The sequence below is a fragment of the Taibaiella sp. KBW10 genome (assembly GCF_003852495.1).
Classification (GTDB): domain Bacteria; phylum Bacteroidota; class Bacteroidia; order Chitinophagales; family Chitinophagaceae; genus Edaphocola.
In genome coordinates this window covers 176,886-197,604 of sequence record NZ_QAJI01000003.1, presented here as the reverse complement: position 1 = coordinate 197,604, position 20,719 = coordinate 176,886, and the positions used below count along the sequence as shown (strand labels likewise).

Genomic DNA, 20,719 nt, shown 5'->3' with positions numbered 1-20,719 from the left:
TTAGTCGGTTAATTTTTGCTTCGCCTTTATAAATTTGCTTCCCTTGAAAAAATAAAATCGGGAAAAACGCAACTCGTCTTTACTGATAGCGGCAGCACCGGCGATGGCTTTACGGAAACGTCGGGTGTATTTCGGACAATAATCGGTTTTGTAGTATAAATGATTGACCGATAGGATTGGATTCCTAGTTTTGTTTTGTAACAAAGTTGCGGGAAGATCATAATATTCCGATACAACATAGAGATTATAATTCCGCTGATCACAATAAGCCTGTGCCGCAGATAAAAGAATGCATACTTCAGAACCACAATGTGCACTCCAGAAATATACAAGGGTGATGTCTTTGTCTTTAATACAATCTAAAAACAGATCGGCCGTTACCGCATATATCTTCTTATCATTCTGAATGTTGCAAAAATCTTTCGTTTCGGTTACAAAGTGGATTTGTTGTTTATCCGATGCATTCAGCTTTTTATATCCGCTGTGAAAGCCCGGGGTATCCAGTATAACACAGCTACTTAAGCAAAGCATAAACAGACAAAGAATCAAATTCCTATATTTTAGCATGTTTTTTAATTGTACTACAATATAATGCATTATAATACAATTACTTAATGAGCGGCGCGAAAGCCTGAAAAACAGAGGGTTAATTGAGCTTTTATCTGAAATTAAAGCCGTTCGTACGACTATCCTAAAAGAAAAGTGTACATTTTTCTTTGTCACCCCAACGATAGGAGGGGGCTAATATTAATGATGAAGAGATTGTTCATTCCGCTTTGCTTGTACACTATTTCGCGTAGACAGACACTTTATAAGACAAAAGGCATCTACTGAGTAGATGCCTTTTGTCAATATATTAAAAATTAATTATTATAGTTTCTCGATAACAAGCGCACTGGCACCGCCGCCGCCATTACAGATACCGGCAACACCGATCTTAGCATTGTTTTGTGCTAAAACATTGATCAGGGTTACGACGATACGCGAACCGCTAGAACCCAATGGATGGCCTAATGCTACGGCACCACCATTTACATTTACTTGTTCTGGTTTTAATTTTAAAATTTCACAGTTGGCTAAACCCACGACACTAAATGCTTCATTCAATTCGTAGAAATCTACGGCATCAGCTGCGATACCTGCTTTTGCTAAAGCCAAAGGCACTGCTTTTGCAGGAGAAGTGGTAAACCACTCCGGTGCTTGTTCCGCATCGGCATAGCCGCGGATAACCGCTAATGGCGTCAAACCTAATTCTGCCGCTTTTTCTTTACTCATCAGGATGAGTGCAGAAGCACCGTCATTCATGGTAGAAGCATTTGCTGCCGTTACCGAACCGCCTTTTACAAAAGCAGAATTTAATTGAGGGATCTTATCAAATTTTACATTGAATGGCTCTTCATCTTTTGAAAATAAAACAGGCTCGCCCTTACGTTGCGGGATCTCTACCGGAACAATTTCATTTTCAAATTTACCATTGTTTACAGAAGCCTGGCTACGGGTGTAGCTTTGTACGGCAAATGCATCTTGTGCTTCACGGCTGATGTTCATTTCTGCTGCAGTATTTTCTGCCGCATTACCCATTGCATAATTGTGGTATACGTCTGTAAGGCCATCTTTAGCCAAACCATCTACCATAATTGCATTACCATATTTATTTCCCCAACGAAGGTTCGGGCTATAAAAAGGTACATTACTCATGCTCTCCATACCACCGGCCACTACGATTTCCGCATCACCCAGCATGATTGCCTGAGCCGCCATCGTGATGGCTTTAAGCCCACTCGCACATACTTTATTAACGGTAGTACAGTTCACCTCATCCGGTAAGCCCGCAAATTTTGCCGCCTGACGGGCAGGAGCTTGTCCTAAATTTGCTTGCATCACACATCCCATCAACACATCCGTAACTTTAGAAGGCTCTAAATTGATTTTGGCCAAAGCTCCTTTTATCGCAATAGCACCTAACTGAGTAGCAGAGAAATCCTTTAAAGAACCACCCCAGCTTCCTATTGGCGTACGTACTGCTGAAACTAATACAACTTCTTTCATTTTATGAATTTTTTAAATTTAACGTCGCAAATTTAATCTTTTAATCGGATAAATTTGTTAAGAGTTTAGAGACCATGTTGCACGCGACAATCCTTATAGAATTGGCCAAATTTCAATCATACCCCGGAATTGGTCGTTCCTGAGGCGTATCCTTTACTCCTGTTATTCATATTGCTTTAAGCGATGCTGTAAAGAAGCAATCTGATGATTCATTTCCTCCATCCGGGAGAGTAAGTGGCTGATGGCCTCTATCCCTTCCGGGTTAATGCCCAGATCCGTCCGCAGCCTTACAATGCGCTCTATAAGGGGCAATTGCTCCGGTTCTATATAAAGTTCCTCTTCTATGACGATCAGCGGAAACAGTTCATACTGCTGTAAATCGCTGATGAAACTAACTTCTAAATGATGAACATGACAAAAATGACGGACTAATATTAATTGTTCCTTTTGCATAATCTTAGGTTTAAGACTGAGATAATTGCTTAAATAAAGCTTTTTGCTCCTCACTGAGGCCTGTCGGTAAGGTTACGGTATACGTAACATACAAGTCTCCGAATTGTCCTTCGGACTTATATACCGGCATCCCCTTACCTTTTACCCTAATTTTAGTCCCGTTTTGGGTTTCCGGGCTTATTTTTAGCTTTACCTTTCCCTCAATAGTATCGATCGTTTTTTCTCCGCCCAAAACAGCAGTATACAGATCTATGTCCGCGTTCAGGTGTAAATCATTGCCCGATAATTTGAATGGAGTGTTATTGTGCACATAAATAGTGATATATAAGTCGCCCGAAGGGCCACCATTGGCACCGGGATGTCCGTAACCGGCCAGTTTTATCTTCTGCCCGTCTTCAATACCTGCCGGAATGGTAATGCGTATATTTTTTCCATTTACAGTAAATGTCTGTTTTTGAGTATGGTACACATCCTTCAGCTCAAAACTCAGTTCGCCGGAGATATCTTGGCCCCGGAAGGCCGTTTGCCGGCCACCAGATCTTTGCCGCCCAAAAAAGGATTCAAAAAAATCGGAATGATCTCCCGATCCGAAATCGCCCTCCCAACCATACTCTTGTTGTCCGCGGGACTGCTGTTGACGGTTGCTTTGGTTTTGCTCAAACTGCTCGGCATGTTTCCAGTCTTTTCCGTACTGGTCATATTTTTTCCGGCTTTCGGGATCACTCAATACCTCATTGGCTTCGTTGATCTCCTGAAATTTCTTTTGGGCCTCCTTGTTATCCGGATTCAGGTCTGGATGATATTTTCGGGCTAATTTCCGGTACGCCTTTTTGATTTCTTCTGTTGTGGCCTCTTTTTGTATACCCAGGACTTTGTAATAATCGATATACTCCATATAGCTTGATGATTTTATAAATTCAGTAGATGTTTGATCCCTAACGCTAATTTAGGTAATCGTACTTGTATTTGCGGTTTTCTGCTGTTAAAAATAGATTTCCTTTATAGATTGATATCACGGGCTTGTTATAAAATAAAGCCGGCTGTTTACGCAATTCATTTTTTTCCGTAATTTGCTCCAAATGTAGGTACAATATGAGTCAGAATGTGCAGCTGATTAACCAGGTATTTGAGATCAGTCAAAAAATTGAACAAGAGCAGCTTAGTGCAAAATTTGAGCGCAACTTTACTAAAATATATAATTTGCTGGAAGAAGAAGGCCTGCACTGTATTAATCCTTTAGGCGAAAAATACACAGAGAGCAGAACAGACTGTGAAGCGAGTATTGCAGGAAAAGCAAATCATAATATGAAAATCACAAAAGTCATCAAACCAATTGTCTACAAACAAGAAAACGGACAAATGGTACTGATACAGAAGGGCATTGTTATTGTAGAATAAGCAAATGATCCTTCTGTTTAACTTTTGATTTAATAATCCATATCAGCATGAAATCGATAAATTTCGGAATAGACCTGGGCACCACCAATTCTTTGATCACGAAGTATGAAAATGGTCAGGTCACTATTTTTAAAAACCCCATCGGGCATAAAGATACCCTGGCATCTGTGGTGGCTTTTCGCCCGGACAGGACCTTGGTTGGTGATAAAGCGCGGGAATTTTTGATTAAAGACCCCATCAATATTTTTGCCAACTTTAAACGCAGAATGGGTACGGACGATAAATTTTATGTCGTTAATCTTGATGAAAATATTACCCCCATTGAGTTATCCACTTTAGTATTGAAAGAACTAAAACAGTTTATCTATTCGGGAGAGCAAGCCGAAGCGGCGGTAATTACCATTCCGGCCAGTTTCGATACCATGCAGAGCAATGCAACAAAAAAAGCAGGCCTGGCCGCCGGTTTTGAGGAAGTCGTGTTGCTACAGGAACCTATAGCAGCTAGTTTGGCTTATTTTAATGCGGCCAATCAGGGCGAGGATAAAAATGGTTATTGGCTGGTCTATGATTTGGGCGGCGGTACCTTTGATATAGCCCTGATGGAGATTAAGGATGGCGAAATGAAAGTCATTGATCATGAGGGAAATAACTTTCTGGGAGGTGCCGATTTTGATTTTGGAATGATTGAGCAAATCATTGTACCCTATGTCAATGCACATTTTGAGATCGAAAATTTTGAACAGGAGCTGCGCAGTAAAAATGGTAAATATGAAAAACTGTTTTACGAACTGATCTATAAATCGGAAGAAGCGAAAAAGGAATTATCGCATCAGGAGCAGACGATCCTTGACTTTACGCTTATGGTTGACGGAGTAGCGCAGGATGTGATGTTATCCATCACACGCAAGCAATTTGAAGAAACCATTACCACCCGCATTAGCGAAACCCTGAGAATGTTGCAGGATATTCTGCAGCGAAACCAGATCGCGGCCTCAAATATTGAAGAGATACTACTGGTAGGCGGTAGTACTTACATTCCTTATGTCAAAAATAGTTTACAAAGCGAGACACAGATTGCCGTTAATTCGGGTATAGATCCTACTACAGCGGTAGCCATCGGTGCGGCATACTATGCCGCCAACAAATATTATCAGCCTAAAGGAACCAAACTGGCCCTGGGCAATAATGTGGACGATCTGCTGAACAGCCTGGGCAGGGTCGAGGAAGAGGAGGATTTTGACCTCGATGCTGTGGAAATGACACCGGTACAGCTTAAAGTATCTTATAGTAAAATGAGTAAGGACGTGGAAGAGGTACTTATCATAAAGGCAGAGGGCGACCTTGACCGCAAAACCTATAGAATTATCCGGAGTGACGGGGGATTTGATACCGGTTTTGTGCCTCTTAAATCGAAATTCACCGAATTCCTTCCTTTGTTACCCAATATAAACAATACCTTTTTTCTGAGGGTATACGACGCCGATCAGAACGAAATTCGGGCAGCGATGGAAGAACTGAGCATTACACATGGCCAATACAATATCTCGGGACAACCCTTGCCCCAGGATATCTGTATCGAGGTAGATGATAAAGATAACCATACGACCAAGCTCGAGCTGATCTTTGAAAAAAACAGTATTCTGCCACAGAAAAAGACCTTATACCGCGAAATCTCCAAAACCATTAAACAAGGTTCGGACGATAGCATCATCATTAATATTCTGGAAGGGGATCGTTTTGCAAGACCCTTATCCAACCTTGTGATTGCCTGTATCGTGATTTCGGGTAAAGACCTCACATCCGACCTGATCAAAGGTTCTGATATAGAACTACAGATTTCCATGTCTGATAACCGGGAATTACATACAGAAGTCTATCTGGTAATGACCCAGCAGGAGTTTAAAAATGCATTTTCAATCTCGGAAAAGCATGTGAATGTGGATCGGCTTAAAGAACAATTTATCGACCTTGAAAACGAAATACGCAACAGCATTAAAATGTTTAGTGTAGATGATAATGATGTATGGGCACTTCAGGCCAATGATTTCTTAAAAGAGTTGGGTCAGCACAAAGCGGAGCTGTTTAAACTGCAAGAAAACGACAGAACGGATACCAAATATGTAATTGCAGAAATGCTGAACCGTATTTCCAAAGCCTACGATAAACTAGGTGGCGAAGACCGCCTGGAGCGCCTGCGCTATGAATATTTTGAGTCCAAAGATTTTGCCGAAAATCATTTGCCCATGGCCGATTTCAGAAAAGAAGAGCTGGCTCAGAAATACCAGAAAATTTTGGGAGGAGAGCATCATGTATTAATCAGCCGTAACCCCTCTATACTGGAGAAAGCGACGGAAAAGCTCAATGACCTGGGCTGGGATATTCTTTGGAACACACTCAGCTACCTGATCTCGCGTTACGAAGGTTTTAAAGCATTAGAACCGGCACATTACACCAATTATAACGGCGCGCAAACCATATTTAAATCGGCAGATACCGCCCTGAACGGAGAGAAGTACTACGAGTTCAGGCAGCATGTATACAACATTACCCATTTATTGGTTCACAGCGATTACAAAGTGAAGAACGATGATTTTAAAGGCACAGGAATCGGTTAAATATGCAGTATAAATCACCCATAAGATTTTTTGACTATAGTCATATTGACCTTACAGATGTTGCCGCTATCAATATCGCGAGGGTTAAAAAGCAAATTGCGGCTGAGTTTAGTATGGAACCTACGGGGATCATCACTTTGGAAGGGATAGACTATAGTAAGCAGGATATATTCTCTATTATAGAATCTGCGCAGTTTGCTACCGAGATAACGCATCATATAAAAATTTGGGCGCATAAAAGCCTCCTTCAGTTTCTCGAATCGGGAACCGTAACCGAACTCTTGGATCAAGAGACCGCCGGGCTCAAAGAAGATTTGCCTTTTGTAAACTTCTGTTCTCCGTATTTTGCACCGCAGTTTAACAAGGAAATGAAAAACCGGCTGTCCAGAAGTGATTTTAAGGCAGCGGCAGACTGGATTGCCAATTGTGAAATGATCCTGATCTCCGATGGAGAGGTGGCTTTTAGTAGTGCCAATACTTATCTGGAGGATGCCATCAAACTCTTTCGTAACCTGAATAAAACCACTTTTCTTTCCCGTAAAGCAGAAGTAACCGTATGGACAAAAGATTGGGCGAGGTTCCTGAATTGGCTGCCTGATAATTTATACAGCGTAAAAGATGATCTGGCGACTGTATTGATCAATTTTTGTGTCGAGATACAAAATGTGGATGAGCGAACCTGCTACCTGATCAGCAGGCAGATGATACAGTTGGATTACCTGGATCCGACCAATACAAAACTGGTCAGAGAAAACCATGAGATCTACGAAGAAAAAATTTCGGATACCGATCTCTATCCAGGAGGAAGAAAAAGAAGGCCACACAAAAAGAATTCAAAAGGGCTTAATTATATATGGCTTATTCTGGTGTTTGTAATTACGGTTGTCCGTTTGATGGATAAGGGCTGTGGCAACAGCTCCAGTAAGTATTCCAACAACCTTAATTATGTCACCGAATCCAATAAGGTAAATGATCTTGTGGCTAAATTGTTTTTTGAAAGAGCGCGTTCAGCGAGTCTCAAGAATATATCTCGCTTACACGGAAGTTTGGATACTGCGGTACAGACGATGCCTTTTTTCGTAAGCTTTTTTCAATCGGTAAAGATGGAAGAAGAAGCAACGATTGAAGTAAAGAACAGTACTCCTGAACCATTATATCTTTTCGTTTTAGACGATGGGGTGCCCTTACAAATGGAGATTTCACAAAACCAGTCTTTAAGGATTAAAAAAGGTTTCTTGCATGCCTGCGATTTTATTATTGGAAAAGAGGAAGATTTAAAGCTTTCTGCGAGCGACAGCCTGGAGTGCTTTACGCTTAAACAACAAAAGGTGAAGATGGTATTTGAACAATTTTCAGATACTGCGGTTCTTTACCTTGCCGATACTAGTTATAACAGGCTTATAAGGCTGAATATAGAAGCGAAAAACGGTAAATATTACCTGAATACCCCTGATAAGGTAGAAGTGAATAGAAAAATAGTAAGGCTGGGAACCAATCCCTCCCAATTGTAAATATAAAAAAGGGAATCGCGTTCAACGATTCCCTTTTTTAATATTTATGTGGTGCACGTATCTATAAGTGCATTTTCTCTTTCTTCTCTAATAATTGCTCTACCGTCTCTTCATACAGCTCATCAGGCACACAACAATCTACCGGACATACTGCCGCACATTGAGGCTCCTCATGAAAACCCTGACATTCGGTACATTTATCTGGCGTAATGTAGTATACATCAACCGCAACCGGTTCATGTGCTTCCTGCGCATCGGTGGTCGTGCCGCTCATTAAAACGTATTCGCCCTTTACGCCCGTACCATCGGCCATTTTCCATTCTATACCGCCTTCATATATTGCATTATTAGGACATTCTGGTTCACAGGCACCACAGTTGATACATTCGTCCGTAATTTTTATCGCCATTTTAAATAATTATTGATTTATTTTGAACGCAAAATTACAACTTACCTAGCATAAATTCCAAACTGTTATGATACTTTTAGAAAATAGAATTGCTTTACTGGCTCAATTAGGATATTATTTTGAACAAAAATCGGAGGAACTGGAGGACGTAATAGACCTGGCACACCGTGCTAATGGCTGGTTTATACCGGAATTTACCCGTCTGGCCATGGATAATATCGCAAACTATTTTTTGAAGAAAGAGGCGCTTGAAAATTGGATACAGCAATATCCCAAACTATTGCAGCAACGATCTGAACCCAAAACGGTCGGGATTGTAATGGCTGGTAATATTCCTTTAGTGGGTTTTCATGACTTTTTATGTGGTTTTATTTCCGGACATACGCTTAGAATTAAATTATCCTCTAAGGATACGGTGTTGTGGAACCATATATTTGCTAAACTGGCCGAATGGAACCCTGAATTTGCAGCGGAGGTATCCGTATCAGAAATGTTGAAGCATTGTGATGCTTATATTGCCACAGGAAGCAATAATTCTGCTCGTTATTTTGAATATTATTTCCAGAAATACCCGCATATTATTCGCAAAAACAGAACATCTGTGGCGATTTTGGACGGTAGCGAAGACAAAGATTCGTTAAAAAAATTATCGGACGATGTGAATCTCTTTTTTGGCTTGGGTTGCCGTAATGTAACGAAGGTCTACGTTCCCAAAGATTATAACTTCGAAGCACTCTTGAGATCTTTCGACCGTTTTGCCGCACATGGAGACCATAACAAGTTCCGGAATAATTATGATTATCAATTAGCGTTATATTTGCTGAACAGGCAACTTTATATGAGTAACGGACATGTGCTCATGGTCGAAAATGAATCGCCTTATGCGCCGATCAGCGTGGTACATTATTCCTTCTATGAGGATAAAGCAGCTTTGATTGAAGCCTTACAGCAAAATGACAGTATTCAGTGCATCACCACAGGAACGGTAGCGGTAGATTCGGGTAAATTAATGCCTTTCGGCGCGAATCAAAGCCCATCCCTGACCGATTATGCCGATGGGGTAGATACCCTGGCCTTTTTGCAAGACCTTTAACCTTATTCTTAAATTTCTTTTAAAAAACAATTGCTTAGCGGAATCATTTTATACTAAAGTTTATATTTGTTTATATCAATTTTAATTCATTTTAAAATTACTTTTTAGTACGATGAAAAAGTTAGCAATTCCCGTTATTGCCGCTGCAGTATTTACCTCTGTAGCCACCGTTTGGGCCTACGACAAAATTCAAGGCCAGGAACAATCCAATCTATCTGCTCAAAATAAGCAAAGCGCGGCCGGTTCTGATCTGCATTACGCCAACAACAGTGGTGCTATTGTGGGGCAACCAATTGATTTTACCGCCGCGGCCGAAAATACCGTAAAGTCGGTAGTGCATATTAAAACCATGAAACAAGGGAAAACCGTTATGGCACGGGATCCTTTTGATTTTTGGGGTGAAGGCGGTTTACAACAATTCAAAATGCCGGATGCTCAGGGTGGCGGTTCGGGTGTAATCATATCAACCGATGGTTATATCCTTACCAATAACCACGTAGTGGATGGTGCTGATGAGGTGCAAGTGACCTTTAATAATCGCAATACCCAAACGGCTAAAGTAGTGGGCAAAGATCCCGCTACCGATTTGGCCATTTTAAAGATAGAAGGGCAGCGCTTTCCCGCACTTGCCTTTGGAAATTCCGATGAAGTAAAACTGGGGCAATGGGTACTGGCCGTTGGGTATCCATTAAACCTGGATGCTACCGTAACTGCCGGTATTGTAAGTGCCAAAGGCCGTTCCATAGGCATCAATCAAAGACAGTCTAACCGAGCCATAGAATCCTTTATCCAAACCGATGCCGCGGTGAACCCGGGTAATAGCGGAGGCGCATTGGTCAATACGCAGGGACAGCTGATCGGAATCAATTCCGCAATCGCATCCCCGACCGGTACCTATGCGGGGTATTCTTATGCCATACCTTCTAATCTGGCCCGGAAAATTGCCAATGACCTGATCAAATTCGGAAGTGTACAAAGAGGATATATCGGTGTTTCATTAGGAGACCTGAGCAATATGACGGAGGAGCAAGCCAAAGAAATGGGTATCAGCAAACGTGACTTTGATAATGCCAATGGCGTGTATGTAGGCGATGTTGTTGAGGGTAGCGGTGCGGCACAGGCCGGGATCAAAAAAGGCGATTTTATTACCGCTATTAATGGTACGGAAGTCAACAGCAGTAGCGTATTGACCGAGCAAATTGCCCGTTACAATCCCGGAGATAAAGTGCAGATCGATTACCTCAGAAACGGAAAACCTTTAAAAACCCAGATTGAACTTAAAGCCAATAAAGGAATGGTCGCCAAATCGTCCGTTGCAGGAGGTGTTTATAATGATTTAGGAGCCGGTTTTAAAGCCCTTTCCAAACAGGAAGCACAAAGTATGGGCGTAGATGGGGGTATTTTGGTAGAATCCGTAGGGGAAGGCACTTTGAGGAACTATACCGGCATTAAAAAAGGTTTTATCATTACTTCGGTAAACGGAAAACCTGTGAGCGATCTTAATGCTTTTCAGGAAGCTTTGGGCGCAGGAGATATGATTCAATTGGGCGGTACTTATGCCGGAAACAGGGGCTCTTACTTCTATAGCTTTAATAATATCGGTAAACAGCAGAAAAGTGTAGATTAATAGCTTCATACGCTTATATATAACATTAATATTTGGGTTAGTTTTGAATTACTATTCATTACTAACCCAAATATCTTTTTATGAACAGGAAAGAATTTCTCAGAGCTTCAGGTTTGGCCGGTTTAGGTCTGTCTCTGCCCTTTACTAAAGCTTTTGCAGAAGAGGAGCCGGCAAATAATCTCGCTTCCTGCACCCTTATTCCTACCGAAACGGCAGGTCCCTTCCCTTTAGATTTGACCGCCAATACCACCTTCTTTAGAAATGACATCCGCGAAACGCAACAAGGCGTGCAGCTGAACGTAAAGCTGAAAATTGTGGGACTAAATAATTGTGGTCCGATGAGTAATGTGCGGGTCAATATCTGGCATTGTAATAAAGATGGCCTTTATTCGGGTTATGATAATGCGATGAACGTGGGCCAGGCAGGGCTCACTTATCTGAGAGGGTATCAAATGACCGATGCAAACGGTTATGTAAACTTTACCACCATCTTTCCGGGTTGGTACAGTGGCCGTGTCTGTCATATCCACTTTCAGGTATATGTAAGCAGCAACTATGCGGCCATCTCACAATTTACGTTTGATGCGGCTACTAAGAACCTGATTTATGCTAATAATTCCAGTGTGTATACAAAAGGTGCTGATCCGATGAGTATCGCCTCGGACAATATATTTTCCGACGGTTATCAGTATCAGTTATGCACCCTTAGCCCTACCAGCAGCGGCTATGAAGCCAGCCTGGAAGTGGCCGTGCAGGGAAGTGGCACCACGAGCATTGGGAATATAGATAAAGAAACAGCCAAAAACATGCGTCTGGGTCAAAATTATCCTAATCCGCATTCTGGTACTACAACAATACCATTCTCACTAATAAAAGCGGCAAAAGCAGACCTTTTGATCTTTGACCTGATGGGAAGAAAAGTAGCGCAGATTGATTGTGGTAAATTGAGTGCAGGAGATCATGAACAGCAAATCAGTTTAGGTGGTTTGGGTCTGGCTAATGGAAACTATGCTTACCAGCTGAACGTAGAAAATAATAATGGTCGCTATACCGATGTGAAAATAATGACCTTTAAATAAAGAAAGTCTTTTAAAAGTATAAGCCTGCTATAATTAGCAGGCTTATACTTTTAAAGAAATTGTTCAATCATTCGAGAAGACGAGAGCGCGTCATCTTTCTTTTGATTTTTTGACATTCCGACTTTAGGAGGAATCTCTACGCTATAGTTTGTGTGTACCTTTATTTGCCATAATTCATTAAGAAATCCACCATCATCCTGATACCCATTGCCACACCACCTGTAGGGCGATAATCCTTACCGGAAATGTGATGTGAGACGCCTGCAATGTCGAAGTGCATCCATGGGTAATCCGTAAAGTGTTCCAGGAATTTACCTGCCGTGATGGCTCCGCCGGTAGGGCCGCCGATATTTTTCAGATCCGCAATATCCGATTTGATCATTTGACCATATTCATCCCAAAGCGGAAGCTCTATTACTTTCTCAAATTGGGCAAAGCCACTGGACTGGATTTTTTGTTTTGTATGCTCATTGGCCGTGCCCATTGTACACATGGCTACATCGCCAAATGCATTAGCGGCTGCACCGGTAAGGGTAGCGAAATCAAATACCAGTTCGGGCCGGTATTTTTTAGCATAATGCAGGGCATCTGCCAATACCAGGCGTCCCTCCGCATCTGTATTCAATACCTCGACCGTAGTCCCGTCATACATCGTAATCACATCGCCAGGAACATAGGCATTTTCTCCCGGTCTGTTCTCCGTTGCCGGTACCAGGCCTATAATATGCAAGGGGAGATCCAGCATTCCTACCGCATACATAATCCCTGCCACAACCGCAGCACCACTCATATCGCTTTTCATACGATCCATTGAGTTGGGTGTTGGTTTTAAACTTAAACCACCTGTGTCATACACAATGCCCTTACCCACGAGTACAATAGGTGCTTTATTGATAAACTTTTGCGGACGGTGTTCCATAATGCTGAAAGTCGGCGGCAAAATACTACCGCTATTCACCGCCATAATGCCCCCCATTTTCATCTGCTCGATCTTCGCTTTTCCCAGTACCTGTACCTTAAATCCACCCTCTTTGCCCAAAGCCTGAATATCTTTACCCAGTTGCTCTGCCGTAAGGTATTGCAAAGGCTCATTAATCAGGTCTCTTGCCTTACAAACCGCGGCAACAATCGTTTGGAGTTCGTTCAGCTCTTTTACCGTAATGCTTTGATTGGTAAAGAAGATATCGTTCAGGCTATGAGCGATTTTTTTTGCATTCGATTTATACTTTAAAAACTGATAATTGGCCAGGGAGAGTCCTTCTGCAAGAAAATAAGCAGCCCTTTTCTGTGTAGAAAGGTTGCTGATATGGACTTCTGTCGCTTTAAGCTGGTTTAAGCTGCCGCAAAGTGCTGCACCTTGTTTTCTCATCTTTTCTGCAATAAGCCATTCTGCTCCTTTAGTGTCTATAAAGAGGATATAAATCTGATGGGTATACCTATTGATACTACACATTTTCGCTTCATTCTTGAGCTGCTGTGCGATATACGCCTTCTCTGATTTATCCAGGTCTGTTTCGTCCAGTTGTGTGGTTTGGTCAATAAGGTATGCCAGATTCCCTTTCGGGGCTTTTTGTATTTTGAAAAACATGGTCTAAAAAATTTGATCAAAGGTAAAAAAATATTCATCATTTGAACGGTGCATAGGCTTATCAATACCGCTATAATTTATTACGATAAGACTCCTGTTAAATTTTAGTAATTTTGCAGGTTATAATAGTAATTAAAATGAGCAAAAAAGGCAGAGTATTAGTGGCCATGAGTGGGGGTATCGATAGTACGGTATCCGCTTTGATGTTGCATCATCAGGGCTATGAAGTAGTGGGTATCACGATGAAGACCTGGGATTATGATAGTTCCGGGGGCGGAAAAAAAGAAACCGGCTGTTGTAATATAGATTCTTTTAACGATGCCCGACAGGCAGCAGTACATCATGGCTTCCCACATTATATCCTGGATATCAGGGAAGAGTTTGGTGGTGCAGTGATTCAGAATTTTGTAGACGAATATATTGCAGGTCGTACCCCGAATCCTTGTGTGTTGTGTAATACCCATATTAAATGGGCGGCCTTATTGAAGCGGGCCAATGCTTTGGATTGTGAGTTTATTGCAACCGGGCATTATGTAAAAGTGCGGGAAGAAAACGAACGCTTTATCCTGTCTAAGGCTAAGGACATGACCAAAGATCAGAGTTATGTACTTTGGGGACTGGAACAAGACTGTTTGAGCCGTAGTATTTATCCCTTGGGAGACTATTTGAAAACGGAAGTGCGCCAACTGGCCGCAGATATGGGTTATATAGAATTATCTAAAAAAGCAGAAAGCTATGAAATCTGCTTTGTGCCGGATAATGATTACAGAGGATTCCTGAAACGTAATGTAGACGGACTGGAAGATGCCGTAATCGGGGGTAATTTTGTTGATAAAGACGGGAGAATACTCGGAAAGCATAAAGGATACCCTTTTTATACGATCGGGCAACGTAAAGGCTTGGATATTGCTTTGGGCAAACCTGCTTTTGTGACTAAAATCATTCCGGAGACGAATACGGTTGTCTTGGGAGATGCCCTGGATCTGGAACAAAATGAAATGATTGTTCAAGGACTCAACTATATTAAATACGATGCTATTTATGACGGGATGGAATTAGATGCCAAAATCCGCTATAAAACCGCGCCTACTTTAAGTAATGTATATAACGAAGTTGATGGTGCTATAAGAGCTTCTTTTTATGATAATGTAAGCGGTATTGCACCGGGACAGTCGGCTGTATTTTATGAAGGAGACGATGTTGTGGCGGGCGGTATTATCCGTTCCGGAAATATTTCGCTGAAATAAGTTCATAATGAAATATTTTTGATTTATCTTAGTCCCGATTTTTAACATATTCCATAATGCGAAATATATTTAAAGTAGTAGTTACCCTTGCCGCCGGTTCTGTGCTGATGCTTACTTCCTGTACAAAAGAAACCCAAGCACCCTTTGATAACAGCAATTATTTGCCTTTGCAAAAGGGTAAATACATTCTTTATGATGTAGATTCTATTGTACATAACGATTTTAATAATACGTCTATATCCTACCGTTCTCAAATGCGTTATGATGTAGTAGATAGTTTTTATGACAACCAAAACCGTCTAACATATACAGTAAATGTCATGTGGCGTAGAAACTCTGCAGATGCCTTTATTCCAAAAGATGTGATTCAGGTAACAAAAACAAAAACTGCTGTAGAATGGGTACAAACTAATGTGAGACTAACCAAAATGGTTTTCCCGGTTGTGGAAGGCACTGCCTGGAACGGAAATTCTTTTGTTTCTACTTTGGATCCGCAATTGGATGAATACCAAGTAGATAAATACGGATGGAACTATAAATACGCAAATGTAGGCAGTAGCTTTGATCCGGGTAATAATCCCTTCTATAATACGGTTACGGTTAATGAAGTAGATGCCAGTACGAACACGCCTAATGGCGATGTGTATGCAGACAGAAACTATTCGCAGGAAATATATGCCTACGGTATCGGTTTAGTGTATAAAGAGCGCATTTACTGGACCTATCAGCCTAATAAATATAAAAAAGGCTATGAGGTGGTAATGCGTGCAGTAGACCAAAACTAGTCGAAATAATAAAATAAGGAAAAGGGTTTTCTTCATCAGAGGAAAACCCTTTCTTATCTTTAGGCCCTTAATACAGTTAATATACTATAAATGAAAAATATTTTTGACGCTAAGGATGTACAGTACTTTACCGATCGTATGGAAAAGCTGAACACCAATACACAACCTTTATGGGGTAAAATGAATGCGACGCAAATGTTAGCGCACCTCAATGTGAGTTACGAGATGATCTTTGAACCCGGCAAGCATCCTGCTCCGAAAGGGATGATGAAAGTCCTGCTTAAATGGTTGGTGAAACCTAAGGTCACCAATGAAAAGCCCTATAAGAAGAGCTCCCCGACAGCACCTAGTTTTATCATCACCGATACCCGTGATTTTGAAAAAGAAAAGGCCAGACTGAGCACTTTTATGCAGCAGGTACAAGGTCTGGGGGCCAAACATTTTGAAGGCAAAGCCTCCCTTTCTTTTGGGGTCTTAAACCATCAGCAATGGAACAATATGCTGGCAAAGCATTTGGAACATCATTTCGGACAGTTTGGGGTATAAGTTATCGTAATTGCTACTTCCGTTGTTCTTTCTCTTTTTAGGGAGAGCGTAGCGGAAGCAGCATTTTTCTAACACAGTGACAATAGAGATTCCTCCTGTTGTCGGAAGGGTATAAGTGCTTATTGTATTACCGTTGTTATTGTATTTTTGAGTGTAGCGTAGCGGAAGAAGCCATCTACATTATAAATAGTATAGATTCTGTCGGGCATTAAAATGACATAAGCAGCCTCCCGGGCCGTTATAATTGTCCTTTTAAGTAATGAGAACAGAAGATCAATCTTGATCTGTTTAAGCGCTTTTTATCAATGTTATGCGGTAACAGAATTTTCCATAACTTGTGGTACAAAGCGGCTAATAAGCCTTTAATGCATTTTGAATCACCACTTTAGATCATGCAGGAAAAATTTAAGATATTTCAGCTTACACCAGAAGAAGCCTTAAGAATAGAACAGGGTAGTAACAATCCGCATTTTCATAGTTATGAAGAGCTGATTATCGGAGTGCAGGGCCAACTTACTCATTTTATTGATTTTAAATCGGTAAGCCTGGAAGCACCTTTTGTCAGCTTTATTTCCAAAGGAAAATTACATAAAGTAGCCTCCCAAACCGTTAATGGGGCTTTATGCTTTTGGGTTATCCGCTTTAAAAGTGAGTTTATTCCCGAACTGATCTTTCATTTATACGCTTTCTACCACAATAGTGCCAATATTGTTTTGCCCAAAGGTTTTTGCTTTGAGCGCATGGTTAAGCTCTGTGAAATCATGAACGACGAGATGAAAATGCCCGTTCCCGATGAATCGGTCCTGCGTTATTTACTCAGTGGCTTGTTTGCCATGATAGAAGCGGAACGCCGCAAACAGGAAAAAGATGCGAATCCTGTTGTCCAAACGCAAAATGAGACGTTTAAGCAATTTCTCAATCTGCTGGAGGCAAATTATAAACGCGGAACAAGCGTGGATTTTTATGCCGAAAAGTTGTTTATGAGCAGCAAAAATCTAAACCTTATCGCCCGTAATGTAATGCAGCAAAGCATTTCGGAGATCATCGAAACCCGGAAACTTACCGAAGCCAAACATTTATTGGTCAGTACCGATAAGACCATTTCCGAAATCGGTTTTGAGCTCGGCTATAAAGAGAAATCCTATTTTACCAATGTATTTAAGAAAAAAAGCGGCCAGACCCCGACTGAGTTTCGCGAGGAAATGAAAAAGCTGGTTTCCTAATATTACAACACATTGTCCTAAAAGTGTAACCAAGCAGGCCTGTTTGTGTCGGATCTTTGCAATATAAATCACTGATTCAAAAACACAAATATTATGGCAAACGTAAAATGGGTATTAGACCCCACCCACAGCGAACTTTTATTTAAAGTAAAACATTTAATGATCACCAATGTAAAAGGTGAATTCAGAACCTTCAGCGCCAGTATCGATGGCGAAGACTTTACTACGGCACCCCTTACCGTAAATATTGATGCGGCCTCCGTTTTTACCAATAACAATGACAGAGACGGGCACTTGAAAAGCCCTGACTTCTTTGATGCAGAGCAGTTTCCCGGTTTGACTTTTGTCGGCAAAGGCTTCAAAAAAGTAGATGATGAAGAATATAAGCTTACAGGCGACCTGACCATTAAAGATGTAACTAAAGAAATTACCCTTGATGTCACTTATGGTGGTACCAATAAAGATCCATGGGGCAACCATAAAGCGGGCTTCTCCGTAAAAGGTAAAATCAACCGTAGTGATTTCGGATTGACCTGGAACTCTGCACTGGAAACCGGTGGCGTATTGGTTAGTGAAGAAGTAAAAATAGACGCCGAAGTGCAGTTCGTACAACAAACCGTATAAGAAATAGCTTCTGTTTGCCTTTTAATAATATTTTCATTTCTCCTTTCCGTTCAGGATACATTTTTTGCGCAGAGTAGGTCAACCGTAGAGCGTGTAGTACAAACCAAGGTTCCCGAATAGATTAGCATTCCACTTTTGTGATTGGGTAAAGGCGGGGACGGAAGGGCAAATGAATATTTGGTATTAAAGCATTATGATTATGGATAGAAAGAACTTTTTAAGAACAATGGCATTATTGCCCATTGCCGGTGCCGCGACGAAACTGAGTTCCCTGCAGTCTATGGCGAGTAGTTTTTCTGCAACGGAAAAAATGCCCGTTTTATTTCTGGGGCATGGGAGTCCAATGAATGCAATAGAAGAGAATGAATTTGTAAGTGGATTCCGGAAGGTGGCCACCACCATACCGAAGCCAAAAGCCATTATCTGTATTTCTGCCCATTGGGAAACCAAAGGCACGATGGTTACAGCTATGGAAATGCCCAAGACCATACATGATTTCGGCGGCTTTCCTAAAGCATTGTTTGAGGTACAATATCCGGCCAAAGGAAGTCCGGAACTAGCCAGAATGACCAAAGACCTGATTACCGCAACGGATGTGCATTTAGATGACCGCTGGGGCCTGGATCATGGTGCCTGGAGCGTGATCAAACACATGTATCCGAATGCCGATATCCCGGTCATTCAAATGAGTATAGACTATACTGCCAGCCCGGAACGGCATTACGAAATCGCACAACAATTAGCGGCGCTCAGAAGAAAGGGAGTCCTGATTATCGGTAGTGGTAATATGGTGCATAACCTGGGTGCGGTAGACTGGCAGAATTTTGATAAAGACAACTATGCCTATGATTGGGCTATAGAAGCCAATACAAAAATGAAGTCCTTCATCATGGAGGGCAATCATGATGCCTTAGTCCAGTTTAGAAAACAAGGCAAGGCCTTTGATATGGCTATTCCTTCTCCCGAGCATTATTTACCCCTGGTATATACAGTGGCGCTGCAGGAAAAAGGCGAAGTGCCGCATTTATTTAATGATAAAGCAGTGGCCGGTTCCCTAACCATGACCTCTGTAAAAATTGCCTAAATCCGGCGTACGCAAATCAATCTGGTGTATAAGATACTGTTTTATATAGATTAATCTTGCGCATTTGATTTGCCATATATGGTAATGCGTTTATCTTTGCCCAAAACCAAAGAAAATGCAAGCCAATAAAAAGAATGCCGCTATCGGGTTTATCTTTATCACCCTGCTTATTGATATTATCGGTTGGGGGATCATTATTCCGGTACTACCCAAGCTATTGGAAGACATGCTGCATGTCGATGCCAGTGGCGCAGCCACTTATGGCGGTTGGCTTACTTTTGCCTATGCCATTACCCAATTTGTATTTGCACCGGTAGTGGGTAACCTTAGTGATAAATATGGCCGCAGGCCTATTATATTACTCTCCTTAGTCGGCTTCTCCTTAGATTATATTTTCCTCTATTTTGCACCAACCTTTACCTGGTTGATGGTGGGTAGGGTACTGGCCGGTATTACCGGAGCCAGCATCACTACAGCCAGTGCGTATATTGCAGACATTAGTACCGAAAAAGACAGGGCCAAGAATTTTGGCTTGATCGGAGCCGCTTTTGGTTTAGGCTTTATTATTGGTCCCCTGATCGGAGGGCTTTTGGGGCAATATGGTCCTAAAGTACCCTTTATGGCGGCCGCAATATTATGTATGATCAACTTTTTGTATGGTTACTTTGTCCTGCCCGAATCCCTTAAACCGGAAAACAGAAGGCCTTTTGACTGGAAGCGGGCAAACCCCGTAGGGTCCTTGCTGAGCCTCAAAAAATATCCCGAATTATTATGGTTGATCATCTCCCTGACCCTGGTTTATGTGGGCGCGCATGCGGTGCAAAGCAACTGGAGTTACTTTACCATGTTCCAGTTTAAATGGACCGAAAAGATGGTCGGTATTTCCTTGGGTGTGATGGGGGTACTGGTCGGTATTGTGCAAGGAGGATTGATCCGCTGGGTAAATCCGAAATTGGGTAATGAAAAAAGTATTTATGTAGGATTGGCATTTTATGCCATAGGTATGTTCTTATTTGCAAGCGCTTCCGAAAGCTGGATGATGTATGCCTTCCTTATACCTTATTGTTTAGGTGGTATTGCCGGGCCTGCTTTGCAATCAGTAATCACTTCAAAAGTACCGGCTAATGAACAAGGAGAATTACAGGGAGCACTTACGAGCCTGATGAGCGCCACCTCAATTATTGGCCCGCCACTGATGACCAATACTTTTTACTTCTTTACCCATAAGAAAGCACCGGTATATATGCCGGGAGCGCCTTTTATCTTGGGAGGCCTTTTGATGGGATTGAGTGCGGTTGTAGCCTATTATACCTTCACCAGAGGCCGTTTGTTTCGCTTCAATAATCAGGAAAAAACAAAAGAAAACATATAAAATTAAGCGTACAATT

Annotated in this window: 19 protein-coding genes; 13 read left to right on the top strand and 6 right to left on the bottom strand. The window is 41.6% G+C overall.

What is annotated here, in order from left to right:
* From DBR32_RS05170 to DBR32_RS05155, 4 genes are all read right to left on the bottom strand, one after another.
* The gene (locus tag DBR32_RS05170; RefSeq protein WP_233559666.1) at positions 1-531 is read right to left on the bottom strand and encodes a hypothetical protein; all 531 of its coding nucleotides are present in this window, start codon (positions 529-531) and stop codon (positions 1-3) included.
* A 339-nt stretch (positions 532-870) separates the two neighbouring features.
* On the bottom strand, positions 871-2,049 hold the full coding sequence (locus DBR32_RS05165) for an acetyl-CoA C-acyltransferase (RefSeq protein WP_124635239.1): 1,179 nt from the start codon (positions 2,047-2,049) through the stop codon (positions 871-873).
* 162 nt (positions 2,050-2,211) lie between these two features.
* Positions 2,212-2,502 (bottom strand): chaperone modulator CbpM, encoded by a 291-nt coding sequence (locus DBR32_RS05160; RefSeq protein ID WP_124635238.1) that lies wholly within the window; start codon positions 2,500-2,502, stop codon positions 2,212-2,214.
* A gap of 10 nt (positions 2,503-2,512) precedes the next feature.
* Positions 2,513-3,397 (bottom strand): DnaJ C-terminal domain-containing protein, encoded by an 885-nt coding sequence (locus DBR32_RS05155; RefSeq protein WP_124635237.1) that lies wholly within the window; start codon positions 3,395-3,397, stop codon positions 2,513-2,515.
* Positions 3,398-3,594: 197 nt separating this feature from the next.
* On the opposite strand from DBR32_RS05155, the gene DBR32_RS05150 reads away from it, so the two are divergent.
* The 3 genes from DBR32_RS05150 to DBR32_RS05140 are packed head-to-tail and all read left to right on the top strand — an operon-like array spanning position 3,595 to position 8,026.
* The gene (locus DBR32_RS05150; RefSeq protein WP_124635236.1) at positions 3,595-3,900 is read left to right on the top strand and encodes a hypothetical protein; all 306 of its coding nucleotides are present in this window, start codon (positions 3,595-3,597) and stop codon (positions 3,898-3,900) included.
* Between the two features lie 47 nt (positions 3,901-3,947).
* Complete coding sequence (locus DBR32_RS05145; protein WP_124635235.1) at positions 3,948-6,515, top strand: Hsp70 family protein; 2,568 nt, start codon at positions 3,948-3,950, stop codon at positions 6,513-6,515.
* A 2-nt stretch (positions 6,516-6,517) separates the two neighbouring features.
* A complete protein-coding gene (locus DBR32_RS05140) occupies positions 6,518-8,026 on the top strand; it encodes a hypothetical protein (protein WP_124635234.1) in 1,509 nt (502 codons plus the stop codon).
* A gap of 61 nt (positions 8,027-8,087) precedes the next feature.
* On the opposite strand, the gene DBR32_RS05135 is transcribed toward DBR32_RS05140, so the two are convergent.
* Positions 8,088-8,435 (bottom strand): 4Fe-4S dicluster domain-containing protein, encoded by a 348-nt coding sequence (locus tag DBR32_RS05135; protein WP_124635233.1) that lies wholly within the window; start codon positions 8,433-8,435, stop codon positions 8,088-8,090.
* A gap of 67 nt (positions 8,436-8,502) precedes the next feature.
* Here DBR32_RS05135 and DBR32_RS05130 point away from each other — a divergent pair, with 67 nt between their 5' ends.
* The 3 genes from DBR32_RS05130 (at position 8,503) to DBR32_RS05120 (ending at position 12,234) form a co-directional block, all read left to right on the top strand.
* Complete coding sequence (locus DBR32_RS05130) at positions 8,503-9,528, top strand: acyl-CoA reductase (RefSeq protein ID WP_124635232.1); 1,026 nt, start codon at positions 8,503-8,505, stop codon at positions 9,526-9,528.
* Between the two features lie 112 nt (positions 9,529-9,640).
* Positions 9,641-11,155: a trypsin-like peptidase domain-containing protein gene (locus DBR32_RS05125; protein ID WP_124635231.1), complete on the top strand. Its 1,515-nt coding sequence runs from the start codon at positions 9,641-9,643 to the stop codon at positions 11,153-11,155.
* Positions 11,156-11,235: 80 nt separating this feature from the next.
* Positions 11,236-12,234: a T9SS type A sorting domain-containing protein gene (locus tag DBR32_RS05120; RefSeq protein ID WP_124635230.1), complete on the top strand. Its 999-nt coding sequence runs from the start codon at positions 11,236-11,238 to the stop codon at positions 12,232-12,234.
* Between the two features lie 160 nt (positions 12,235-12,394).
* Here the strand turns inward: DBR32_RS05120 and DBR32_RS05115 are convergent, their stop codons facing one another.
* Positions 12,395-13,822, bottom strand: coding sequence for a M17 family metallopeptidase (locus tag DBR32_RS05115; protein ID WP_124635229.1), 1,428 nt, complete (start codon positions 13,820-13,822; stop codon positions 12,395-12,397).
* Positions 13,823-13,959: 137 nt separating this feature from the next.
* Between DBR32_RS05115 and mnmA the strand changes: the two genes are divergently transcribed.
* The 7 genes from mnmA (at position 13,960) to DBR32_RS05080 (ending at position 20,703) form a co-directional block, all read left to right on the top strand.
* On the top strand, positions 13,960-15,069 hold the full coding sequence (gene mnmA / locus DBR32_RS05110; RefSeq protein ID WP_124635228.1) for a tRNA 2-thiouridine(34) synthase MnmA: 1,110 nt from the start codon (positions 13,960-13,962) through the stop codon (positions 15,067-15,069).
* A gap of 56 nt (positions 15,070-15,125) precedes the next feature.
* Positions 15,126-15,854 (top strand): hypothetical protein, encoded by a 729-nt coding sequence (locus tag DBR32_RS05105; RefSeq protein WP_124635227.1) that lies wholly within the window; start codon positions 15,126-15,128, stop codon positions 15,852-15,854.
* 90 nt (positions 15,855-15,944) lie between these two features.
* Positions 15,945-16,400, top strand: coding sequence for a DUF1569 domain-containing protein (locus tag DBR32_RS05100; protein ID WP_124635226.1), 456 nt, complete (start codon positions 15,945-15,947; stop codon positions 16,398-16,400).
* Between the two features lie 392 nt (positions 16,401-16,792).
* A complete protein-coding gene (locus DBR32_RS05095) occupies positions 16,793-17,623 on the top strand; it encodes an AraC family transcriptional regulator (protein ID WP_124635225.1) in 831 nt (276 codons plus the stop codon).
* A gap of 93 nt (positions 17,624-17,716) precedes the next feature.
* Entirely contained in the window at positions 17,717-18,247 is a 531-nt protein-coding gene (locus DBR32_RS05090) for a YceI family protein (protein WP_124635224.1), read from the top strand.
* 199 nt (positions 18,248-18,446) lie between these two features.
* On the top strand, positions 18,447-19,331 hold the full coding sequence (ygiD, locus tag DBR32_RS05085; protein ID WP_124635223.1) for a 4,5-DOPA dioxygenase extradiol: 885 nt from the start codon (positions 18,447-18,449) through the stop codon (positions 19,329-19,331).
* Positions 19,332-19,446: 115 nt separating this feature from the next.
* Complete coding sequence (locus DBR32_RS05080; RefSeq protein ID WP_124635222.1) at positions 19,447-20,703, top strand: TCR/Tet family MFS transporter; 1,257 nt, start codon at positions 19,447-19,449, stop codon at positions 20,701-20,703.
* The last annotated feature ends 16 nt before the right edge of the window (positions 20,704-20,719 follow it).